Source organism: Streptomyces sp. NBC_00670 (assembly GCF_036226765.1).
Taxonomy (GTDB): Bacteria; Actinomycetota; Actinomycetes; order Streptomycetales; family Streptomycetaceae; genus Streptomyces.
Genome location: NZ_CP109017.1, coordinates 6,855,539 through 6,877,426, shown reverse-complemented (window position 1 = coordinate 6,877,426; position 21,888 = coordinate 6,855,539). Strand labels below are relative to the sequence as shown.

The following is a 21,888-nucleotide window of genomic DNA, read 5'->3' as shown; positions in this document are numbered from 1 at the left end:
CCTTCAGGGGTTGCCTGTTGCCTTCACCGGTGCCTGGACGTCCGGAGTCCCGGGGAGTTCCTCGACGTCCACGCCGCTGACCTGTGCGAGTTCGTGCTTGAGGGCGGCCAGTTCCGCGCCGCCCGCCATGTGGTTGGTCAGTTCCTCCAGGCTCACCTCGCTGCGGGCGGCGGACAGTTCCAGGGTGCCGAGGCGCAGCACGCTGAAGTGGTCGCCGACCATGTAGGCGTGGTGGGGGTTGTGGGTGATGAAGATGACGCCGAGGCCGCGGTCGCGGGCGGCGGCGATGTACTTGAGGACCACCCCGGACTGCTTGACGCCGAGGGCGGCGGTGGGCTCGTCGAGGATGAGGACGCGGGCGCCGAAGTAGACGGCGCGGGCGATGGCGACGGACTGGCGCTGGCCGCCGGAGAGGGTGCCGATGGGCTGTTCCAGGTCGTCCAGGACGATGCCCATGTTGCGCAGTTCCTCGTCGGCGGTCCGCTTCATGCGGGCGATGTCGAGGCGCCGTACGGGCCAGGGGCCCTTGGTCATCTCGGAGCCGAGGAAGAAGTTCCGCCACACCGGCATCAGCGGCACGGTGGCGAGGTCCTGGTAGACGGTGGCGATGCCCTTGGCGAGGGCCTCGCGCGGGGTGCCGAACCGGACGGGGGCGCCGTCGACGAGGAACTCGCCCTCGGTGTGCTGGTGCAGCCCGGAGATGATCTTGATGAGGGTGGACTTGCCGGCGCCGTTGTCGCCGAGCACGCAGGTCACCCGGCCGGGGTGGACGGTGAGGTCGACGCCGTGCAGGGCGCGGATGTTGCCGTACGACTTCCCGGCGCCGCGCAGTTCGACGAGCGGTGAGACGTCCGCGTCGGCCGGTGCGGTGCTCTTCTTGGGGTCAGCGGTGGTCATGGGTGGTCACCTCCGGGCCGCCGACTGGCGGACCCACAGATTGATGAGGGTGGCCCCGAGGAGCATCACGCCGAGGAAGGCCTTGAACCAGTCGGGGTTCCAGCCGGCGAAGACGATGCCCTGGCTCACCATGCCGAACATGAAGGCGCCGAAGACCGGCCCGATCGCGGAGCCGTAGCCGCCGGTGAGCAGACAGCCGCCGATCACGGCGGCGGCGATGTAGATGAGCTCCTGGCCGACGCCCTCGCCGGACTGCACGGTGTTGAACGCGAACAGCTGGTGCATGCCGACGAACCAGGCGCCGAAGCCGACCAGCATGAACAGCGAGATCTTGGTGAACCTCACCGGCACGCCGACCGCGCGGGCGCTGTCCTGGTTGCCGCCGACGGCGAAGATCCAGTTGCCGTACTTGGTACGCAGCAGCACCCAGGTGGCCAGCGCGGCGAACACCAGCCACCACACCACGGTGATCTTCACCTGGACGTCGCCGAGGTGGAAGGAGGAGGAGAAGACGCTCTTGGCCTGGTCGAAGCCGTCCATGTCGCTGATGTCGTCGGTGGCGACGTTGCCGGTGACCAGCTTGGTGACGGCCAGGTTGACGCCCTGGAGGCCGAGGAAGGTGCCGAGGGTCACCAGGAAGCTGGGCAGTCCGGTGCGGACCATCATCCAGCCGTTGAAGGCCCCGACGGCCAGGGAGAGCACCAGCGCGACGAGCACGCCCACCCAGACGTTCATGGTGAGCTGGAAGCTGATCATGGCCGCGGTCAGCGCCGAGCTGATCACGGCGACACCGGCCGACAGGTCGAACTCGCCGCCGATCATCAGCAGCGCCACGGGGAGGGCCATGATGCCGATGGTGGACGCCTGGTAGAGGACGGTGGCCATCGAGCTGCCCTGGCGCACGGTCGGCGCCATCACGAAGAAGAACACGAACACCGCGACGGCGCCGAGGAAGACGCCGACCTCGGGCCGGGCGAGCAGCCGCAGCGCCAGCGAGCGCTGCCGGGTACGGCCGTCGCGCTGCCCGGAGCCGGAGGCCGGCGGCGAGTCCGCCGCCGGCGCTGCCTGCTGGGTCATGCCCATCACCGGGTGCCCTTCGCGGCGAACTCCGAGATCTTGTCGACGTTGGACTTGTCGACGAAGGCCGGGCCGGTCAGCACCGGCTGCTCACCGCCGCCGCTGTAGTTGCCGTTGTTCTTGTACAGCCACAGGGAGTCCACGGCGAGGTAGCCCTGGAGGTAGGGCTGCTGGTCGACGGCGAACTCGATGGTGCCCTTCTTGATGGCGCCGGTGAGGTCCTTGTTGAGGTCGAAGGTGGCGATCTTCGCCTTGCTGCCGGCGTCGCCGACGGACTGCGTGGCCGTCATGGCGAACGGGGCGCCGAGCGTGACGACGTGGTCGATGGAGGTGTCCTGCTTGAGCTTGGCGGTGATCGTGGACTTCACGGACGGCATGTCGGTGCCGTTGACGTAGAGGTTCTCGATGTCGCCGTCGAAGGTCTTCTTCACGCCGTCGCAGCGCTGGGTGAGGCCGACGTTGCCCTGTTCGTGGACGACGCAGACGGCCTTCTTGGCGCCGACCTCGTTGAGCTTCTTGCCGAACGCCTCGCCCGCCACGCTCTCGTCCTGCCCGAAGAACTCCAGCAGGCCGAGCTTCTTCCAGTCGGCGAGACCGGAGTTGAGGCCGACAACGGGGATGTCCGCGTCGCCGGCCTTGCCGATGACGTCCTTCATGGCGTCGGGCTTGGCCAGGGTGACGGCGATGCCGTCGACCTTCTGGTCGACGGCGTTCTGCACCAGGTTGGCCTGGTTGCCCGCGCTCGGGTCGGAGGAGTAGATCAGCTTGATGTTGTCCTTGGCGGCGGCGGCCTCGGCACCCTTGCGGACGATGTCCCAGAACGTGTCGCCGGGCGCCTGGTGGGTGACCAGCGCGACCGTCATGCGGGGGGTGCTCGCCTTGCCCGCGGCGGCGCCCTTGGCGTCGTCCTCGGCCTTCTTCCCGCCCGAGCTGCTGGAGCAGCCGGCTATCAGCAGGGCCGATATCGCCGCCGTGGCGACGAGCGCGACTCTGCGGGAGCGGGGGTGATTCGTGCGGTCCATCTTTCCAGCACCTCACTGTGCGGCCGGGGGAAGGGAACGGGACGGCGGCGGGCGTCGGTGCCCGCTCACAGGTCCGGGGCAGAGTACCCGGGCCGTGGCACGTGGTCCGGGCGGGGTGTTCGGGCGGGGTGTTGGGACGGGATACAAACCCCTGCGCCACCCCACTGTCAATACTTTGTCAAGACATCACTTCAGAAGCAGGTCCGAATGTCCGTACAAGCGCATGTCCGTACAAAGCCTTGACATGCGGTCCCGGGGCGCCTACACCTGTGCGCATGCCCCTGCCCACCGGTTCCTCGCCCGCCGATGCCTCCGCCGACACCTCCTCCGCGTCCTTCGACCTGCTCACCATGGGACGCATCGGGGTCGATCTTTACCCCTTGCAGACCGGAGTGCCACTGTCCGAGGTGGAATCGTTCGGGAAGTTCCTCGGCGGCAGCGCGGCCAACGTGGCGGTGGCCGCCGCGCGCCTGGGCCGGGCGAGCGCCGTCCTCACCCGCACCGGCGACGACCCCTTCGGCGCCTATCTGCACACCGCGCTGCGCGAGTTCGGCGTCGACGACCGGTTCGTCACCCCGGTCGCGGGCGAGCAGACGCCGGTGACGTTCTGCGAGATCTTCCCGCCGGACGACTTCCCGCTGTACTTCTACCGCCGCCCCAAGGCCCCCGACCTGCAGATCACCGCCGCCGAGCTGGACCTCGCCGCGATCCGCTCGGCGCGGATCTTCTGGATCACCGGCACCGGGCTGAGCGAGGAGCCCAGCCGCTCGGCCACCCTGGCCGCCCTGCGGGCCCGGGCCAGGGCCGGCACCACCGTCTTCGACCTCGACTGGCGGCCGATGTTCTGGCACGACCCGGAGACCGCCCGCCCGTACTACGCAGAAGCCCTGCGGCACGCCACCGTCGCCGTCGGCAACCTCGACGAGTGCGAGATCGCCACCGGGGTGCGCGAGCCGCGCGCCTGCGCCGAGGCACTGCTGGCCGCCGGGGTCGAACTCGCCGTCGTCAAGCAGGGACCCAAGGGCGTCCTCGCCGTCCACCGCGACGGCACCGAGGCCGAGATGGAGCCGGTGCCGGTGGAGGTCGTCAACGGCCTCGGCGCGGGCGACGCCTTCGGCGGGGCGCTCTGCCACGGTCTGCTCTCCGGCTGGGCGCTGGAGAGGACCATGCGGTACGCCAACGCGGCCGGGGCGCTCGTCGCCTCCCGCCTCGCCTGCTCCGCCGCGATGCCGACGCCCGCCGAGGTCGAGGATCTCCTCACCGGCGGCCGCCCCGCGCCGCCGAGGGCCTGACCGTCCGCACCACCTCTCGTCCGCGGCCCACCGGCGCCGCCCCAGAACGGAGCACCCCCCTTGAGCAGCATCAGCATCCCCGACCTGGTCGCGGTACGCGTCCGCCGTCCCGAGGCCATAGCCGAGGCGGCGGCCCGGCGCGCCCGGCGGCCGCTGATCGGCGACAGCGGCCGACTGATGATCGTCGCCGCCGACCACCCGGCCCGCGGCGCCCTCGGCGTCGGCGGCGACCGGCTGGCCATGGCCAACCGCGCCGATCTGCTGCACCGGCTGTGCACCGCGCTGTCCCGGCCGGGGGTGGACGGGGTGCTGGCCACCGCGGACGTCCTGGAGGACCTGCTGCTGCTCGGCGCCCTGGAGAACAAGGTCGTCATGGGTTCGATGAACCGCGGCGGCCTCGCGGGCGCCGCCTTCGAGATGGACGACCGCTTCACCGGCTACCGCGCCGAGGACATCGAACGCTCCGGCCTCGACGCGGGCAAGCTGCTGCTGCGCATCGACTACGACGACCCCGGCTCGCTGCGCACCCTGGAGTCCGCCGCCCGCGCGGTCGACGCCATGGCCGCCCGGCGGCTGCCGGTCTTCGTCGAGCCGTTCCTCTCCCGCCGGGTGGACGGCCGGGTCCGCAACGACCTGAGCGCCGACGCCGTCACCCGCTCGATCGCCATCGCCTCGGGACTCGGCGGCACCTCCGCCCACACCTGGCTCAAACTGCCCGTGACCGAGGACCCGGACGACATGGCCGGCGTCCTGGAGACCTCCACGCTGCCCGTGGTACTCCTCGGCGGTGAGGTCGGCCCGGACCAGGACGTCGCCTACGAGAGATGGCGCAAGGCGCTGCGGCTGCCCACCGTGCAGGGTCTGGTCGTCGGCCGCTCGCTGCTCTACCCGGCGTCGGGCAGTGTGGAGGCGGCGGTGGACACGGCGGTGGGACTGCTGTGACCACCGGCCCCGCGCGGCACGCCGACCCGTCAACCCAACGTAACCGGTGAGGTTTCCATGAGCCCTTCCCCGCGCGTCCGTCTGACCGTCGCCCAGGCCCTGGTGCGGTTCCTCGCCGCCCAGTACACCGAACGCGACGGCACCCGCCGGCGGCTGATCGCCGGCACCTGGGGCATCTTCGGCCACGGCAACGTCGCGGGCGTCGGCCAGGCGCTGGTGGAGTACGCGGGAGTGATGCCGTACCACCAGGGCCGCAACGAACAGGCCATGGTGCACGCGGCGGTCGGGTACGCCCGGCAGCTGAACCGGCTCTCCGCGCAGGCCGTCACCACCTCGATCGGCCCCGGCGCCACCAACCTCGTCACCGGCGCCGCGCTCGCCACCGTCAACCGGCTACCGGTGCTGCTGCTCCCCGGCGACCACTTCGCCACCCGCCCCGCCGACCCGCTGCTCCAGCAGCTGGAGCACCCGTCCGGCGCGGACGTCACCGTCAACGACGCGCTGCGCCCGGTCTCCCGGTTCTTCGACCGGATCACCCGCCCGGAGGCGCTGATCGCCTCCGCGCTCCAGGCGATGCGCGTGCTCACCGACCCGGCCGAGACCGGCGCGGTCACCCTCGCCCTCCCCCAGGACGTGCAGGCCGAGGCGTACGACTGGCCCGAGGAGTTCTTCGCCGACCGCGTGTGGCACGTACGGCGCCCCGAACCCGACCCGGCCGAACTGGCCGAGGCGGTACGGCTGATCAGGGCCGCCCGGCGCCCGCTGCTCGTCGCGGGCGGCGGGGTCCACCACAGCGAGGCCGAGGACGCGCTCAAGGCCCTGGTGGACGCCACCGGCATCCCGGTCGCCTCCACCCAGGCGGGCAAGGGGTCACTGCGCCACGACCACCCGGCCGACCTCGGCGGCATCGGCCACACCGGCACCGCGGTCTCCGACGCGCTCGCCCGCGAGGCCGACCTGGTGATCGGCGTCGGCACCCGCTACTCCGACTTCACCACCGCCTCCGGGACGCTCTTCCAGCACCCGGACGTCCGGTTCGTCAACCTCAACGTCACCGCCTTCGACGCCCACAAGCTCGCCGCCCGCACGCTCGTCGCCGACGCCCGCAGCGGCCTCGCGGCGCTCACCGTGGCGCTGGCCGACCATCGCGTCGAGGCCGGGTACGAGGCGGAGTACCGGGCCGGCAAGGAGCGCTGGGAGCAGGTCGTGGCCGCCGCGTTCGCGGCCGACGACGACGCGGTGCCCACCCAGACGCAGGTGCTCGGCGCCCTGGACGCGGTCGTCGGGGACACGGACGTGGTGATCAACGCGGCCGGTTCGCTCCCCGGTGACCTGCACAAACTGTGGCGGGCCCGGTCTCCCCGTCAGTACCACCTGGAGTACGGCTACTCCTGCATGGGGTACGAGATCCCGGCCGGCATCGGCGTCCAGCAGGCCGCCCCCGAGGCGGTGGTGTGGTCGCTGGTCGGCGACGGCACGTACCTGATGATGCCGACCGAGATCGTCACCGCCGTCCAGGAGGGGTTGCCGGTCAACCTGGTGCTGTTGCAGAACCACGGCTACGCCTCCATCGGCGGCCTGTCCGAGGAGACCGGCGGCGAGCGCTACGGCACCGCGTACCGGTACCGCGCCGCCGACGGCACCTTCACCGGCGATCCGCTGCCGGTGGACCTCGCCGCCAACGCCGCCAGCCTCGGCATGGACGTCCTGCGCGCCAAGACCGTGCGGGAGCTGCGCGACGCCCTGGCGACGGCCCGCGCCTCCGACCGGCCGACCTGCGTGTACGTCGAGACCGACCCGGCGGCGACGGCTCCCCCGGCCGAGGCGTGGTGGGACGTGCCCGTCGCCGGGACCGCGGGCCGCGCGGCCGCCGTCGCCGCCCGCGAGCGCTACGACCGCCAGGTCGCCACCCGCCGCCGCCACCTCTGACCGCCGCCCGGCCCCTCCCGTCTTCTGCCCGTCCCCTCCCCCGTCCGCTTCGCACCGAAAGGCCCCGCCCGTGAACGCCCCCGCGCACACCGCCCCGCAGACCGTGAGCCACTGGATCGACGGCAGGCCGGCCGCCTCCGCCTCCGGCCGCTCCGGCCCCGTCTACAACCCGGCCACCGGCGCCGAGGCCCGCCGGGTCGCCTTCGCCTCCGTCCAGGAGGTGGACATCGCCGTCGCCGCCGCGAAGGCCGCCTACGCCGAGTGGAGCCGGACCTCGCTGGCGCGGCGCACGGCGGTGCTGTTCACGTTCCGCGAGCTGCTGGACGCCCACCGCGACGAGATCGCCGCGCTGATCACCGCCGAGCACGGCAAGGTGCACTCCGACGCGCTCGGCGAGATCGCGCGCGGCATGGAGATCGTCGAGCTGGCCTGCGGCATCCCCGCCCACCTCAAGGGCGAGTTGTCCACCCAGGTCTCCACCCGCGTCGACGTGGCCACCCTGCGCCAGCCGCTGGGCGTGGTCGCCGGCATCACGCCGTTCAACTTCCCGGCGATGGTGCCGATGTGGATGTTCCCCGTCGCGATCGCCTGCGGCAACACCTTCGTGCTCAAGCCGAGCGAGAAGGACCCCTCGGCCTCCCTCCGGCTCGCCGCGCTGCTGACCGAGGCGGGGCTGCCGGACGGCGTGTTCAACGTCGTCCAGGGGGACAAGGCGGCCGTCGACCGGCTCCTCGAACACCCCGACATCGCCGCCGTCTCCTTCGTCGGTTCCACCCCGATCGCCAAGTACGTCCAGCTCAAGGCGGTCGAGCACGGCAAGCGGGTGCAGGCGCTCGGCGGCGCCAAGAACCACATGCTGGTCCTGCCCGACGCCGACCTCGACCTCGCCGCCGACCAGGCCATCAACGCGGCCTACGGCTCGGCGGGCGAGCGGTGCATGGCCGTGTCGGTGGTGGTCGCCGTCGGAAGCATCGGCGACGAGCTGGTGTCGCGCATCGCCGAGCGGGCCAAGGCGCTGCGCATCGGCCCCGGCGACGACCCGGCCAGCGAGATGGGCCCACTGATCACCCGCGAGCACCGCGACAAGGTGGCCGCGTACGTGGCGGGCGCGGCGGACCAGGGCGCCGAGGTCGTCGTCGACGGCACCGGGTACACCGTCCCCGGCCACGAGGACGGCTTCTTCACCGGCGTCTCGCTGCTCGACCGGGTGCCGGTGACGGCGGACGTCTACCGCGAGGAGATCTTCGGCCCGGTGCTGTGCGTGGTCCGCGCGGAGACGTACGACGAGGCGATCGAGCTGATCAACGGCTCCCGCTGGGGCAACGGCACGGCCATCTTCACCCGGGACGGCGGCGCCGCCCGCCGCTTCCAGCTGGAGGTGGAGGCGGGCATGGTCGGCGTCAACGTGCCGATCCCGGTGCCGGTGGGCCACCACTCCTTCGGCGGCTGGAAGGACTCCCTCTTCGGCGATCTGCACATCTACGGCAACGACGGCGTCGCCTTCTACACCCGGGGCAAGACGGTCACCACCCGCTGGCCCGACCCGTCCGACGGCGGCATCAACCTCGGCTTCCCGAGCCACTCATGACCCGTACGGCGGCCGGGGCGCCGGCGCCTGCCGGCGACCTCGCCTTCACGCTGGACCGCGGCAGTCCCGTCCCGCTCTACCACCAGCTCGCCGAGCAGCTCACGGCGGCGATCGAGCGGGGCTCGCTCGGCCCCGGCAGCCTGCTCGGCAACGAGGTGGACCTCGCCGGGCGGCTCGGGCTGTCCCGGCCGACGGTCCGCCAGGCCCTGCAGTCGCTGGTGGACAAGGGGCTCCTCGTCCGCCGGCGGGGCGTGGGCACGCAGGTGGTGCACACCAGGGTGCGGCGCCCGCTGGAGCTGAGCAGCCTGTACGACGACCTGGAGAGCGCCGGGCAGTCCCCCGCCACCCGGGTGCTGCGCAACGAGGTCGGCCCGGCCCCGGCGGAGGTGGCCGCCGCGCTGGGCGTCGCCGAGGGGGCCGGGGTGCACCGCCTGGAACGGCTGCGGCTCACCCACGGCCGGCCGGTGGCGCATCTGACCAACTTCGTCCCCGAGGGGCTGCTGGAGCTGGACACCGGGCGGCTGGAGGCGACCGGCCTGTACCGGCTGCTGCGGGCCGCCGGGCTCACGCTGCACAGCGCGCACCAGACGGTCGGCGCGGTCTCGGCCACCGCCGAGGAGGCGGCTCGCCTCGAGGAGCCCGAGGGGGCCGCCCTGCTGACGATGCGGCGCACGGCGTACGACCACACGGGGCGGGCGCTGGAGTACGGCTCGCACCAGTACCGGGGGTCGCGCTACACGCTGGACTTCCAGTTGCTGGCGCGTTCCTGAAGGTGTCCCTCCTGGCCGAGAGGCGCCCCACCCCGCTTTCGGTACCGCCGGATCACACCTCGCCGAAGGCCTTGCGCAGCGTGCCGATCGCCTGGGCGATCGCCGCGCCCGCCGCCTGCGTGCCGCGCAGCGCGTTGAGCATCACGAAGTCGTGGATGATGCCCTGGTAGCGCACGGCGGTGACCGGGACGCCCGCCTCGCGCAGCTTGTTGGCGTACGCCTCGCCCTCGTCGCGCAGCACGTCCGCCTCGCCCGTGATGACGAGGGCCGGCGGCAGACCGGTGAGCTGTTCGGTGGTGGCGCGCAGCGGGGACGCCGTGATCCGGGCGCGCTCGGCCTCGTCGGTCGTGTACTGGTCCCAGAACCACCGCATGCCGTCCCGCCGCAGGAAGTACCCCTCGGCGAACTGGTCGTACGAGGCGGTGTCGAAGCGCGCGTCGGTCACCGGGTAGAACAGCACCTGCTGGACGAGGGGCACGTCACCGCGCTCCTTGGCCATGAGGGTCAGCGCGGCGCTCATGTTGCCGCCGACGGAGTCGCCGACCACGGCGAGACGCGTGGCGTCCAGCTCCTTGGCGGCGCCCTCGCGGACGATCCACTGGGCCACGGCGTAGTTCTGCTCGATGGCGACCGGGTAGCGGGCCTCGGGCGAGAGGTCGTACTCGGGGAAGACGACGGCCGCACCGGCACCGACGGCGAGCTCGCGGACCAGCCGGTCGTGGGTGTGGGCGTTTCCGAACACCCACCCGGCGCCGTGGATGTAGAGGATCACCGGGAGCGTGCCGCTGACGCCCGCGGGGCGGACGAGCCGGGCCCGCACGCTGCCCGTGGGACCGCCGGGGACGGTGATCCACTCCTCGTCGACCGCCGGCTTCTCGATCTCACCGGACTGCACCTCGTCGACGGTCTTGCGGCCCTCGGCCGGGCCGAGGTCGAACAGATAGGGCGGATTGGCCGTGGCCTCGACGAACTCCTGTGCGGCGGGCTCCAGGACCGGGCGGGGGCCGGTGGTGTCGGTCATGTCGATCTCCTCGGATCGGGTGCCGCGGGCACGCCCCGGTCGACGGTTCCACCGGGGCGGCGGCACGACAAGTACAGTAGCTCTCAACTAAGTCGTGCGCAACTTATTAGGGCTCGATGCAATCGGTTGCGAGATAATAGGGGCCGCGTGAACGGCTCATGAACGCTAGGCTGGACACGCTCCGGACATGACGCCTCCACGAGCCGACGAGGACATGAGGCGACGAGGACATGAGGCGATGAGAACATGACGGCGAGAAGCGCGCAGGACGACCCGCACGCGGGGGTCGCCGCCGCACCGGGTTCCCTGCTCCTGGACGACCAGTTGTGCTTCGCCCTCTACGCCGCCTCGCGCGCCGTCACCGCGCGCTACCGGCCGCTCCTCGACGAACTGGGCCTGACCTATCCGCAGTACCTCGTGATGCTGGTGCTGTGGGACCGGGACGGCAGCACGGTGAGCGACCTGGGCAAGGCGCTCCAGCTGGAGTCCAGCACCCTCTCCCCGCTGCTGAAGCGACTGGAGGCGGCGGGGCTGCTGCGCAGGGAGCGCCGTCCGGACGACGAGCGCTCGGTCGCCCTGTACCTCACCGACGCCGGCGCGGCCCTGCGCGAGCGCGCGGCCGCCGTGCCGACGTCGATGGGCGACGCGATGGGGCTGACGGCGGAGGAGGACGCGACGGCGAAGCGGCTGCTGCGCCTCCTGACCGCACACGTCGCACAGGACCGGTGAGCACGCACCGCGCGGGACCGTTCACCGCCCGCCGCATGGGACCGTCCACCGCCCGCCGCGCGGGACCCCTCAGCTCAGAAGCTCCTCAAGTCACTTGATTCGCAAGGCGGTTGACGCCGAGCATGAGGGTGCCCGCACGGAGGGCGCCGGACCCCCGATATCCGGCCCCGCCCGACCGGGCGCGCGCTCACAGGGCCACCCAGCCTCCCCGCTCCGCGGAACGTGCCATCGCGTCCAGCGCCTCCCCGCTGCGTACGGCGTCCGCAAGGGTCGGCCCGTGAGCGCGCCCCTCCGCCACCGAACGCAGGAATCCGTAGGCCTCGATCACCTTGAGGTCGTCGTACCCCATGGCGTTCGCCGCGCCCGGCTGGAACGCCGCGTACTCGCCCCGGCCGGGGCCGACGTGCACGGTGCTCACCGGCTGGTCCTGGTACGCCGTCCCCTGGCTCACGCCCAGCTCCCCCATCCGGCGGAAGTCCCAGAACAGCGCCCCCTCGGTGCCGTGCACCTCGAAGCCGTAGGCGTTCTGCTCCCCCACCGAGACGCGGCAGGCCTCCAGGACCCCGCGCGCACCGGAGGCGAACCGCAGCAGGCAGTTGACGTAGTCCTCGTTCTCCACCGGCCCCCGCTCGCCGCCGGAGGCCCGCTCGTGCCCGGCGGTGGCCCCGGTCGGCCGGGGCCGCTCGGGCAGGAAGACGGCGGTGTCGGCGACGAGCGCCTCGATCTCGCCGAGGAGGTACCGGGCCAGGTCCACACCGTGCGAGGCGAGGTCGCCCAGGACCCCGCTGCCGCCGCGCTCGCGCTCGTAGCGCCAGGTCAGCGCACCATCGGGGTGGGCGGCGTAGTCACTGAACAGCCGGATGCGGACATGAGTGACGTCCCCGATCCCGCCCTCGGCGATCAGCTCCCGGGCGTACTGGACCGCCGGGGCGTTGCGGTAGTTGAAGCCGACGGTGCCCTGGACGCCGGCGCCGGCCACGGCGTCCGCGACGGCGCGGGCGTCGCCGGCGGTGAGCCCGACCGGCTTCTCGATCCAGAGGTGCTTGCCGGCCGCCGCCATCGCGGTGCCGATCTCGCGGTGCAGGAAGTTGGGGGCGGCGATGCTCACGGCGTGCACGCGGGGGTCGGCGGCGACGTCACGCCAGTCGCGGGTCGCGGTGGCGAACCCGTACTGCTCGGCGGCCTGTTCGGCCCGTCCCGGCACGTCGTCGGCGACGGCGACGAGCCGCGGCCGCAGGGGCAGTTGCGGGAAGTGATGCGGCACCCGGGCATACGCCTGGCTGTGCACCCGCCCCATCCACCCGAACCCCACGACGGCGACCCCGAGCGACTCCACCATTGCTTGTCCTTTCAACCGAGCCGAACTCAACCCCAGCGTACGAGCCAGGGGGCACCGCGCCCTTTTCAGGGGCGCGGGGCTGTGTCGATATGCGGCTCCGCCGCGTGGGCGCAATCCTTTCGGGGGTCCGGGGCGGAGCCCCGGGGTCGGGAAGGGAAGGGGCGGCGGGGGCGAAAAAACTGGTCGTGCACACCCCCTTGTGCCACACCCCGCTCCTCCTTACTTTCCAGTAAGTCCGTTGTCATGACCACACCCACGACCGACGGGACCCCCCATGCCCAGACCGCGCCTGCTCCTGACCCTCACCGCCGCCCTGGCCCTGGTCACGATCACCCCAGCGACCGCCTCCGCCGCCACAACCGCCACCCCCCTCCAGGAAGTGATGTTCGTCGGCAACAACTGGGACGGCACCGCCGACGTCATCCACTCCTCCGGCACCTACGCGAAGATCGGCAGCGTCAACGTCATCCCCGACAAGGCCGCCCGCATGGCCGAGATCAACGCCGACCCCATCAAGTGGATCTACTTCCAGGCGATCCGCAACAGCGTCGGCGAAGGCCACGACCAGTTCGTCGACGACATGTACGCCACCCCCGACGGACGGTCGATGGTCGTCTCCCGCCCCAGCTTCGCCGACGTCGTCTCGATCGACCTGACCACCGGAAAGGTCAACTGGCGCTTCCCGGTGGAGGGTTACCGCGCCGACCACATGGCCGTCTCCGCCGACGGCACCCGCGTCGCGGTTTCCGCCTCCACCGCCAACAAGGTCCACGTCCTGGACATCACCACCGGCAGGCAGCTCGGCCAGTTCGCCACCGGCGACAAGCCGCACGAGAACATCTTCACCAAGGACGGCACGTACATCTGGAACATGTCGATCGGCGACGTCAACACCTCGCTGGACTCCCCCGGCTGGGACTGGACGAAGGGCGACCGTCACATCACGGTCGTCGACGCCACCACGTTCAAGCAGGTCAAGGTCATCGACATGCGGCAGCGGCTGGACGCGTTCGGGCTCAAGGACTACTCCGACGCGGTCCGCCCGGCCGTGTTCTCCCCGGACGAGTCCACGTTCTACTTCCAGGTCTCGTTCTTCAACGGCTTCTTCGAGTACGACGTCGCCACCGACCGGATCACCCGGATGAAGACCCTGCCGAAGAACCCCGACACCAGCGACGACCGCACGACCATGGTCAACGACTCGCGCCACCACGGCCTGTCGATGAGCCCGTCGGGCAGCAAGCTGTGCGTCGCCGGGACGATGGACGACTACGCGACGGTCGTCGACCGCGCCACGCTCCAGGAAGGCCCGCTGGTGGCCGCGTCGAAGCCGTACTGGGCGACGGTCGGCGGGGACGGCAAGGACTGCGTCATCTCCGAGAGCGGCGCGGACCGGGTGACGGCGATCGACTTCGCGACGGGCGAGAAGCGGCTCTCGGTACCGGTGGGCGACCACCCGCAGCGGGTACGCCTGGCCCACGTGCCGGAGGGCTGGACGGGACCGGCCGGCGGCTGACGCGGGGCGGCGGGGGCCGGCCGGCGCTCAGCCGCCGGCTCCGCCTGTGCCGGTGCGCGGCGGGAGGCGGTGGAGTTCCACGTCCGTCAGCCCGCCGCGCCCGGTGACCGTCGCCGTCATGTACGTGCAATGCGGCTGGCGGCGGCGGTCGGTGGGCGAGCCGGGGTTGAGCAGCCGCGGCCCGCCGGGGGCGGTGGTGTCCCAGGGGATGTGGCTGTGCCCGAAGACCAGGACGTCCAGGTCGGGGAAGCGCTCGGCGCACCGGCGCTCCCGCCCCCGCGCGGCGCCGGTCTCGTGCACGACGCCGAACCGCAGCCCCTCCAGCTCGGCGCGGGCCACCTCGGGCAGCCGGGCGCGCAGCTCGGGCCCGTCGTTGTTGCCGTACACCGCGAGCAGCCGGGCGGAGCGGCTCTCCAGCAGGTCCAGCGTGGCCACGTCGACCCAGTCACCGGCGTGGATGACCACGTCGGCGCGGGGCAGCTCGGCCAGCAGGGGCGCCGGGAGCTCCCGCGCCCGCTTGGGCAGATGTGTGTCGCTCATCAGCAAAAGACGCACGGTCCCAGCGTCACACACGAACGGAACCGGATCAGTACCGCGCGGGCCCGCCGGGACCCGGCTCCGCCTCCGGGTCCAGGGCCAGTTCCGCCCACACCTGTTTGCCGCCGCTCGCCGGTACCGCCCCCCACACCGCCGACATCGCCTCGACCAGGAGGATGCCGCGGCCGCCCGTCGCCTCCCAGCTCAGGCTGGTCGGCTTGACCGGGGTGCGGGGCGAGGAGTCGGCGACGGCGATCCGCAGCCGGTGGTTGATGAGGGTGAGGTCGAGGCGGACCGGGCCGTCGGTGTGCACCAGCCCGTTGGTGACCAGCTCCGACACCACCAGCAGCGCGGTGTCCGCCGCCTCCCCCACACCCCAGGAGCGCAGCACGCGCCGGGTGAAGCGGCGGGCGTGCCGAACCGCCTCGGGCACCCGCCACACCGACCAGCTCTCGCGCAGCGGCCGCTGGGCCATGCCGTCGTAGCGCAGCAGGAGCAGGGCGACGTCGTCGCTGCGGTTGGCGTCCGTCAGGAGCGCGTCGGCGACCGGGCCGAGCCGGGCGGGGTCCCCGGCGGCGAGCCGTGCGGCCAGCCGATCCAGGCCGACCTCGTAGTCGGTGTCGGCGGACTCGACCAGGCCGTCCGTGGTCAGCGCGAGGACCGTGCCGGGCTGGAGCCCGAGCGGGGACATGGGGTAGTCGGCCTGGGCGACGACGCCGAGCGGCGGGCCGCCCTCGACGTCCAGGGTCTCGGTGCGTCCGTCCGGGTGACGCAGCACCGGCGGCAGATGCCCGGCCCGTACGCACCAGGCGGAGCCCTCCTCCATGTCGATGTCGACATAGCAACATGTCGCGAAGAGGTCGCTCTCCAGATCGACCAGCAGCCGGTTGGCGTGCGAGACGACGACGTCCGGGGGGTGGCCCTCGACGGCGTACGCGCGCAGCGCGGTGCGCATCTGGCCCATGAGGGTGGCGGCGGAGGCGTTGTGACCCTGGACGTCGCCGATCACCAGGGCGACGTGGTTGTCGGGCAGCGGGATGACGTCGTACCAGTCGCCGCCCACCTCAAGACCCGCGGTCGTCGGCAGGTAGCGGGCGACGGCCTCCGCGCCGGGGAGCCGGGGCAGCCGGCGCGGCAGCAGGGTCCGCTGGAGCATGCCGATCAGCTCGTGCTCGGCGTCGAAGGCGTGGGCGCGCAGCAGCGCCTGCCCGGCGAGGCCGGCGGCGGCGGTGAGCAGGGCGCGTTCGTCGGGCGCGAAGTCGTGCGGGGCGTCCCAGCCGATGAGGCAGGCCCCGGCCAGCCGGCCGCCGGCGGGCAGCGGCAGGACGGCGAGACCGCCCGGGCCGACCTCGGCGAGCGCGGGTTCGAGGGTGGTGCCGGCGGGCCGGATGGTGATGCGGCCCTCACGCAGGGCGGCGGCGAGCGTCGGCATGGCGCGGACGGGGGCGTCGGGCCACTCCGAGCGCCACTCGGAGCGCCACAGGGCGGGCCAGGCCTCGGGGTCGGGCGGGTCGAGGACGGTGACGACGAGGCGGTCGCCCTCCAGTTCGGCGAGGGCGAGCCGGTCGGCGCGGAGCGGGACGCGCAGGGCCGTCGCCACGGCCTCGCCGACGCCGCGGACGGTGCCGGCGGTGGCGAGGGCCGCGGCGAGGCGCTGGATGCGCGTGACGTCGCTGACGCCGGGGCGGAGGGTGGAGGCGTCGGCGACGGTGCCGACGAGGCGGGCCGGGCGGACGTCGTCCGGGCCCGCGCCCGTTTCCGCTCCCGCCTCCGCGGGCAGCAGGCGGCCGCGCATGCGCAACCAGCGCGGCTCGCCGGAGGGCTGGAGGATGCGGAACTCCAGTTCGCGCTCGCCCAGGGACATGTGGTCGGGCTCGACCAGCGACATCAGGGAGGGGAGGTCCTCGGGGACGGTGCGGGCGAGCAGTGTCTCGACCCTGCCGTCGAACGCGTCCCGGGCGAGGCCGAAGAGGTCGAGCACGGCGTCGTCGACCTCCACCCGGCCGGTGTCCATGGCGAGGCTGAAGGAGGCGGAGCGGGGGGTGTCGCGGCTGCCGTCGTCCGGTGGCCCGGGGGCGGTACGGCGGCTGGTGACGGCCTCGGCGATCAGGGCGAGGCAGGCGCGGTCCTCGGCGTCGAAGCCGTCGGGGGTGTCGTGGACGGCGACGAGGCAGCCGCCGTCACGCAGCGGCAGGACACCGAGGGAGAAGTCGCCGAGGGGCGGGGGCGGGAGGCGGCGGGGGCCGGTGTCGTGGGCGAGGTCGGCGGCGGTGAGCCAGTGGGGGTGGCCGGTGCGGTGGGCGTCGGCGGGGGGCGAGGCAGTGGTGAGGGGGTAGGCGTCGCGGAGGCCGTAGAGGGTGCGGGGGACGCCTACGGACTCGGTGAGGGTGAGGTGGCCGGTCGTCTCGTCGGGGGTGTAGAGGGCGGCGGTGGCGGCATGGGCGAAGACGAGGGTCTGTTCGAGGGTGCGGCGGAGGCGGTCGTCGGGGGTGAGGTCGGCGGCCAGGGTCTTGAGGGCAAGTTCGGCACGCGGTGTTCCCGATCCGCGTTCCACAGTGCGCCGCTCACTGACCACGCCGTCATTACAGCGCGTATGGGGCGGATGTGCAGCCCCTACGACACATACGCGGTTTTCCGCACCCACTGCCCCTGGGGGCTCCGTCCCTCGCCGTGCGGGGCGGAGGCGCGTGGGGGAGGCTGGACTCGGTGGCGACGGAAGGAGGTGGTCGGCATGGCCGACGACCCCTCGCCGCCGGACCCCGCCTCGCCCGGCCACCCCCTGCTCTCCCTCACCCTCGCCGCGATGCTGGACGACCTCCACGCCCTGTCCGGCGCCGTCTACCTCCTCTCGCCCGGCGAACCGGTGCTGGAGATGAAGGTCATGGCCGGCCTCCCCCGCGCCTTCGCCTCCCCCTGGGAACGCGTCGGCCTCGGCTCCCCCGTCCCCGTCGCGGACGCGCTCCGCGAACGCCGCCTGGTGTGGGTCAACGGCGAGGTCGAGATGGCCCACCGCTACCCCCGCATCGCGACGGTCCTCCCGTACCCCTTCTGCCTGGCCGCCGTGCCGCTCGCGACGGAGGACACCGCGTACGGCGCGCTGTTCGTGACCTGGCCCGGCTCGCACTCCCCGCAGCTCTCCGACCGCGAGCGCCACCACCTCACCACCGCCTGCGAGCGACTGGTGACCCGGCTGGAGCGGGCCGCCGCCGAGCGCCACCCGGTCGGCCCCGAGCCCGACATCCTGCCGCCGCCCACCGAGGCGGACACGGCCGGCCGGTCCGGCGCGCTGGAGGCGGTCCGCATGGCGGCCCGCCTGCCGTACGGGCTGTGCGCCCTCGACCTGCACGGACGGATCACCTTCGCCAACCGGGCCGCCGGCGAACTGCTCGGCGTGCCGTCCTCCGGGCTGCCCGGCACCCTGCTGTGGGCGGCCGTGCCCTGGCTGAACGACCCCGGCTACGAGGACCACTACCGGGCCGCGCTGCTGAGCCGGCAGGTCACGACGTTCGTCGCGCTGCGCCCGCCGGGCAGCTGGCTGTCCTTCCGGCTCTATCCGGGCGGGGACGGGCTCAGTCTGCGCATCTCCCCCTCCCGCGCGGTCTCCCGCGCGGGAGGGGGAGAGCGGGGCACGGGGACCGCCGAGCCGTCGCGGCAGGTGGGCGGCAGACGGCTGGTGACGATCGCGCACGTCCTCAATCTGGCCGGCGCGCTCACGGAGGCGGTGGGCGTGGAGGACGTCGTCCAGCTCGTCGCGGACGAGATCGCGCCGGCCCTCGGCAGCCAGGGTCTGATGATGCTCGGCTCGCACGGCGGCCGGCTGCACATCCTGGGCCACCGCGGCTTCCCCGACGACGCCGTCGAGCGCTGGGACGGCACGCCGCTGGCCGCGCCGATCCCCAGCGCGCGCGTGCTGTCCACCGGCGTGCCGGCGTTTTTCGAGTCGCCGGAGCAGCTGGAGCGGCTGTACCCGCTGCCGACGCCCACTTCGGACGGCATGGCCGCGTGGGCGTGTCTGCCGCTGATCGCCTCGGGCCGGCCGGTGGGCACGTGGGTGGTGGCGTACGCGCGGCCGCACGCGTTCCCCGCCGACGAGCGGGCGGTGCTGACCAGCCTCAGCGGGCTGATCGCACAGGCGCTCGAACGGGCGCTGCTGTACGACGCCAAGCACCGGCTCGCGCACGGGCTCCAGCAGGCGCTGCTGCCGCCCTCGCTCCCGGCGCTGCCCGGCCTGGAGACGGCCGCCCGCTATCTGCCCGCCACCCAGGGCATGGAGATCGGCGGCGACTTCTACGACGTGGTGCCGACCTACGACAGGGCGGTGGCCGCGATCGGGGACGTGCAGGGGCACAACGTGACCGCGGCGGGGCTGATGGGACAGATCCGTACGGCGGTGCGCGCGTACACGACGGTGGGGCAGGGGCCGGGGGAGGTCATGCGCAGCACCAACCGGCTGCTGATCGACCTGGGTGCCGATCTCTTCGCGAGCTGTGTGTATCTGAGCATCGACAGCGGGCGCGGCCGGATGGTGCTGGCGCGGGCGGGGCATCCGCCGCCGTTGCTGCGCCGGCCGGACGGGCGGGTGCGGGTCCTCGACCTGGCCGGGGGGCCGCTCCTCGGAATTCAGGAGTCGGCGGTGTACCCGACGGCGGAGGTGGCGTTCCCACGCGGGTCGGTACTGGTGCTGTACACGGATGGTCTGATCGAGTCGCCCGGGGTCGACATCGACGACGCGCTGGACGGGCTGGCGGAGCGCCTGGCGGGCGATCCGGCGGAGCCGCTGGACGCGCTGGCGGACCGGCTGGTGGGCCCCGGCGCGGCCGGCGAACGCCCGGACGACGTGGCACTGCTGCTGCTCCGGGCGGTGTGAGGACCAGGCGTTCCCTCGCCCCCGCGCCCCTGACCGGGGCGCGGGGAACCACGCGGGAACCCCCGCCTCACCCGTCAGTGCCCCCGCCGATGCCCATGCTTCGAGGACTCGACCCCCGACCCACCGGCCTGGGCGGCAGCCCCGCCATCCTGGTCACCGGCCTGGTCACCGGCCTGACCACCAGCACCGGCGGCCTGACCACCATCCGCGGCCTGGCCACCGTCACCGGCCGCCTGACCACCATCCGCGGCCTGGCCACCGTCACCGGCCGCCTGACCACCATCCGCGGCCTGGCCACCCCCGTCGCCCAGCGACGCCCCCGTCGCCTCCAACGCGGTGGTCACCGGCTGGAAGAACGTCTCACCGCCCGCCGTACAGTCCCCGCTTCCCCCCGACGTCAGCCCGATCGCGCTGCCATCCTGGGTGAACAGCGACCCCCCGCTGTCCCCCGGCTCCGCACACACATCGGTCTGGATGAGCCCGGTCACCGTCCCCTCGGGATAGTTGACCGTGGCGTCCAGACCGAGGACCGACCCGTCGTGCAGCCCGGTCGTGCTGCCCATCCGGAACACCTGCTGTCCCACCGCCGCCTCCGCGGCCTGGGTGATTTGCACGACCTGCCCCCCGCCCACGTTGACCTCACTGGGCGCCTGCGTGGCCGGGTCGTCGTATGTGACGAGGGAGAAGTCGCCGTCCCCGGGGAACGTGGCCTGGTCGACGGTGGCGATCGGCTGCCCGTTCTGGTCGTCGGCCCACTGGTCCGCCGCGACCCCGCAGTGACCGGCGGTCAGGAACGCCGGACTGCCGTCGCTCGCGGTGACGTTGAAGCCGAGGGAGCAGCGGGCGTTGCCGCCGAAGATGGCGTCGCCGCCGGAGACGAACGTCTTGAAGGTGCCCTGGGACTTCTTCAGGGTGGCCATGCCGGAGCCGAGGCCGTCGACGGTCGATTCGAGCCGGTCCCACTTGGCGCCGGTGACGGTGCTGTCGGCGGTGACCCGGATCTCGTTGGTCTTCGGGTCGACCGACCAGGCCGTGCCCGGGATCGTGGCGTCGGTGCGCAGCGTCTTCGCGGCGGTCTCCAGCGCACCGGTGCTGTTGCGGACCTGGTTCGGTACGGCGCCGGCCTCCTTGACCGCGTTCACCATCTTCTCGTCGTCACCCACCACGTTGACGACGATCCGCTTGGTGTCCGCGTCGTAATAGGACCCCGCGAACGCGTCACCGAGCTGGGACTGGAGCCGGGAGGCGAGGCCGGAGACGTCGGCCGCCTTGAACGTCTTGGGCGTCGCGTCGTTCGAGTCCGTCTGCGAGGCGTTGGCGTTGGGCAGCAGGAACGCCGCCGCTCCGAGCGCCGCGACGCCGCCGATCGCGATGACGGCTTTGCGCTTGGGTATGCGTTTGTGACTCAACTCTGGACCTCCTGGGGACGGGGTCGTGCGTGCGCCGCCGTCCGGCAGCGGGCTGGGGACGCCTTGTCGCCCGTTTGTACGCAGCGGAGTGCCTCAGTGTTCAACTGGCTTCACGGAAAGCTCTTTTGAGGGGCCCGCAGGCGCTCGGGGCCTCCCGACGGAACGTCACCGGAACGACACCCTCCGCATTTGCCGTGGAGCGGAACGTCGGCTTCAGCAAATCTGCACATCGAATGCGCAGCGGGGTCACCGCCCGCCACGGCCGTCCACATCCCCGGCACCCTTCGGCGCGCGGCGGCCGGAGGTGACCCCTGTGACGGATGTGTCGCAAGGGAGGTGACGCGACGATGCCGCGCAGCATGTGAAGAAGTGGCCGACGCGCCGTGCCCGCGCCTGCACCGATCGGGCCGCCCTGTCGGCAACCGCGCTGGTGGGGACCGCTGTTGAGTGGAAGCTCGGCGCGCGGTCGTGCTTTGATCCTTCGCACCGCGGCGGTCGCCCCACGGCCTTGTGCAGACAGGGCCCGGCCGGCCGCGGCCGCGGCCGGCCGACTGTCCGCAGAATCCATCTGTCAGCAGTGGGGGCCGCTCTCCCCCTTGTTGCATACCCATACGAAGGGAAGTTCCCTGATGAACTCCACCCCCCAGGTCGAGACCGCCGAGATCTCGGACGCCGAGCTCGACGCCGTCTCCGGCGGTCTGTCCCTCAACGCCGTCGGCACCGTCACCGGCGTGGTGGACGGCGTCGCCCCGGTGTCCGGCCTGGTGAACACGGCCGTCAACACCGTCGAGGGTGTCACGGGCCTGAACACCGCCCCGGTCACCGGCCTGGTCGCCGGTCTCTGAGCGCACCCCGCTCGCGGACGTCCCGGAACCGCCCCCCGGTTCCGGGACGTCCGGGTTTCCCCCACTCCCCGACTCCCCATGGCCCGCCCCCACTCCCCCCAGGGCCTC

General features: G+C 72.8%; 17 protein-coding genes. 9 read left to right on the top strand and 8 right to left on the bottom strand.

All coding sequences use genetic code 11. The features are described from left to right. Positions 1 to 3: 3 nt before the first annotated feature. Genes OIE12_RS30085 through OIE12_RS30075 form a run of 3 tightly spaced genes read right to left on the bottom strand, consistent with a single transcriptional unit; the run spans position 4 to position 2,996 of the window. Entirely contained in the window at positions 4 to 897 is an 894-nt protein-coding gene (locus OIE12_RS30085) for an ATP-binding cassette domain-containing protein (protein WP_329140754.1), read from the bottom strand. 6 nt (positions 898 to 903) lie between these two features. Further along, the gene (locus OIE12_RS30080) at positions 904 to 1,980 is read right to left on the bottom strand and encodes an ABC transporter permease (protein WP_329140753.1); all 1,077 of its coding nucleotides are present in this window, start codon (positions 1,978 to 1,980) and stop codon (positions 904 to 906) included. Beyond that, positions 1,980 to 2,996 carry a sugar ABC transporter substrate-binding protein gene (locus OIE12_RS30075; RefSeq protein WP_329140751.1) on the bottom strand — a complete coding sequence of 339 codons (1,017 nt, stop codon included), beginning with the start codon at positions 2,994 to 2,996 and terminating at the stop codon, positions 1,980 to 1,982. The genes OIE12_RS30080 and OIE12_RS30075 overlap by 1 nt, the downstream gene beginning before the upstream one ends. Positions 2,997 to 3,271: 275 nt before the next feature. Here OIE12_RS30075 and iolC point away from each other — a divergent pair, with 275 nt between their 5' ends. The 5 genes from iolC to OIE12_RS30050 all read left to right on the top strand — a co-directional run bounded on the left by iolC (position 3,272) and on the right by OIE12_RS30050 (position 9,517). Further along, entirely contained in the window at positions 3,272 to 4,288 is a 1,017-nt protein-coding gene (iolC, locus tag OIE12_RS30070) for a 5-dehydro-2-deoxygluconokinase (protein WP_329140749.1), read from the top strand. 60 nt (positions 4,289 to 4,348) lie between these two features. After that, complete coding sequence (locus tag OIE12_RS30065; protein WP_329140747.1) at positions 4,349 to 5,230, top strand: Cgl0159 family (beta/alpha)8-fold protein; 882 nt, start codon at positions 4,349 to 4,351, stop codon at positions 5,228 to 5,230. 57 nt (positions 5,231 to 5,287) lie between these two features. Further along, positions 5,288 to 7,159 (top strand): 3D-(3,5/4)-trihydroxycyclohexane-1,2-dione acylhydrolase (decyclizing), encoded by a 1,872-nt coding sequence (gene iolD / locus OIE12_RS30060; protein ID WP_329140745.1) that lies wholly within the window; start codon positions 5,288 to 5,290, stop codon positions 7,157 to 7,159. 70 nt (positions 7,160 to 7,229) lie between these two features. Next, positions 7,230 to 8,747 (top strand): CoA-acylating methylmalonate-semialdehyde dehydrogenase, encoded by a 1,518-nt coding sequence (locus tag OIE12_RS30055; protein ID WP_329140743.1) that lies wholly within the window; start codon positions 7,230 to 7,232, stop codon positions 8,745 to 8,747. Next, positions 8,744 to 9,517, top strand: a complete 774-nt coding sequence (locus OIE12_RS30050; RefSeq protein WP_329140741.1) for a GntR family transcriptional regulator — start codon at positions 8,744 to 8,746, stop codon at positions 9,515 to 9,517. The genes OIE12_RS30055 and OIE12_RS30050 overlap by 4 nt, the downstream gene beginning before the upstream one ends. 52 nt (positions 9,518 to 9,569) lie before the next feature. Here OIE12_RS30050 and OIE12_RS30045 read toward each other — a convergent pair whose 3' ends face one another. Next, the gene (locus OIE12_RS30045) at positions 9,570 to 10,538 is read right to left on the bottom strand and encodes an alpha/beta hydrolase (protein ID WP_329140739.1); all 969 of its coding nucleotides are present in this window, start codon (positions 10,536 to 10,538) and stop codon (positions 9,570 to 9,572) included. Between the two features lie 246 nt (positions 10,539 to 10,784). Here OIE12_RS30045 and OIE12_RS30040 point away from each other — a divergent pair, with 246 nt between their 5' ends. Beyond that, positions 10,785 to 11,267 (top strand): MarR family winged helix-turn-helix transcriptional regulator, encoded by a 483-nt coding sequence (locus tag OIE12_RS30040; protein ID WP_329140737.1) that lies wholly within the window; start codon positions 10,785 to 10,787, stop codon positions 11,265 to 11,267. A gap of 187 nt (positions 11,268 to 11,454) precedes the next feature. Here OIE12_RS30040 and OIE12_RS30035 read toward each other — a convergent pair whose 3' ends face one another. Further along, entirely contained in the window at positions 11,455 to 12,606 is a 1,152-nt protein-coding gene (locus OIE12_RS30035) for a Gfo/Idh/MocA family protein (RefSeq protein WP_329140735.1), read from the bottom strand. A gap of 274 nt (positions 12,607 to 12,880) precedes the next feature. Between OIE12_RS30035 and OIE12_RS30030 the strand changes: the two genes are divergently transcribed. Next, a complete protein-coding gene (locus tag OIE12_RS30030; RefSeq protein WP_329140733.1) occupies positions 12,881 to 14,122 on the top strand; it encodes a YncE family protein in 1,242 nt (413 codons plus the stop codon). Between the two features lie 27 nt (positions 14,123 to 14,149). On the opposite strand, the gene OIE12_RS30025 is transcribed toward OIE12_RS30030, so the two are convergent. Together OIE12_RS30025 and OIE12_RS30020 are read right to left on the bottom strand one after the other, a co-directional pair. After that, positions 14,150 to 14,677 (bottom strand): metallophosphoesterase family protein, encoded by a 528-nt coding sequence (locus OIE12_RS30025; RefSeq protein ID WP_329140731.1) that lies wholly within the window; start codon positions 14,675 to 14,677, stop codon positions 14,150 to 14,152. Between the two features lie 31 nt (positions 14,678 to 14,708). Continuing rightward, positions 14,709 to 17,234: a SpoIIE family protein phosphatase gene (locus OIE12_RS30020; RefSeq protein ID WP_329140730.1), complete on the bottom strand. Its 2,526-nt coding sequence runs from the start codon at positions 17,232 to 17,234 to the stop codon at positions 14,709 to 14,711. A 156-nt stretch (positions 17,235 to 17,390) separates the two neighbouring features. Here OIE12_RS30020 and OIE12_RS30015 point away from each other — a divergent pair, with 156 nt between their 5' ends. Next, positions 17,391 to 19,526, top strand: coding sequence for a SpoIIE family protein phosphatase (locus tag OIE12_RS30015; protein WP_329140727.1), 2,136 nt, complete (start codon positions 17,391 to 17,393; stop codon positions 19,524 to 19,526). A gap of 74 nt (positions 19,527 to 19,600) precedes the next feature. Here the strand turns inward: OIE12_RS30015 and OIE12_RS30010 are convergent, their stop codons facing one another. Beyond that, entirely contained in the window at positions 19,601 to 20,935 is a 1,335-nt protein-coding gene (locus OIE12_RS30010; RefSeq protein ID WP_329140725.1) for a S1 family peptidase, read from the bottom strand. A 629-nt stretch (positions 20,936 to 21,564) separates the two neighbouring features. On the opposite strand from OIE12_RS30010, the gene OIE12_RS30005 reads away from it, so the two are divergent. Then, entirely contained in the window at positions 21,565 to 21,780 is a 216-nt protein-coding gene (locus tag OIE12_RS30005) for a hypothetical protein (protein ID WP_030381487.1), read from the top strand. Positions 21,781 to 21,888: the final 108 nt, after the last annotated feature.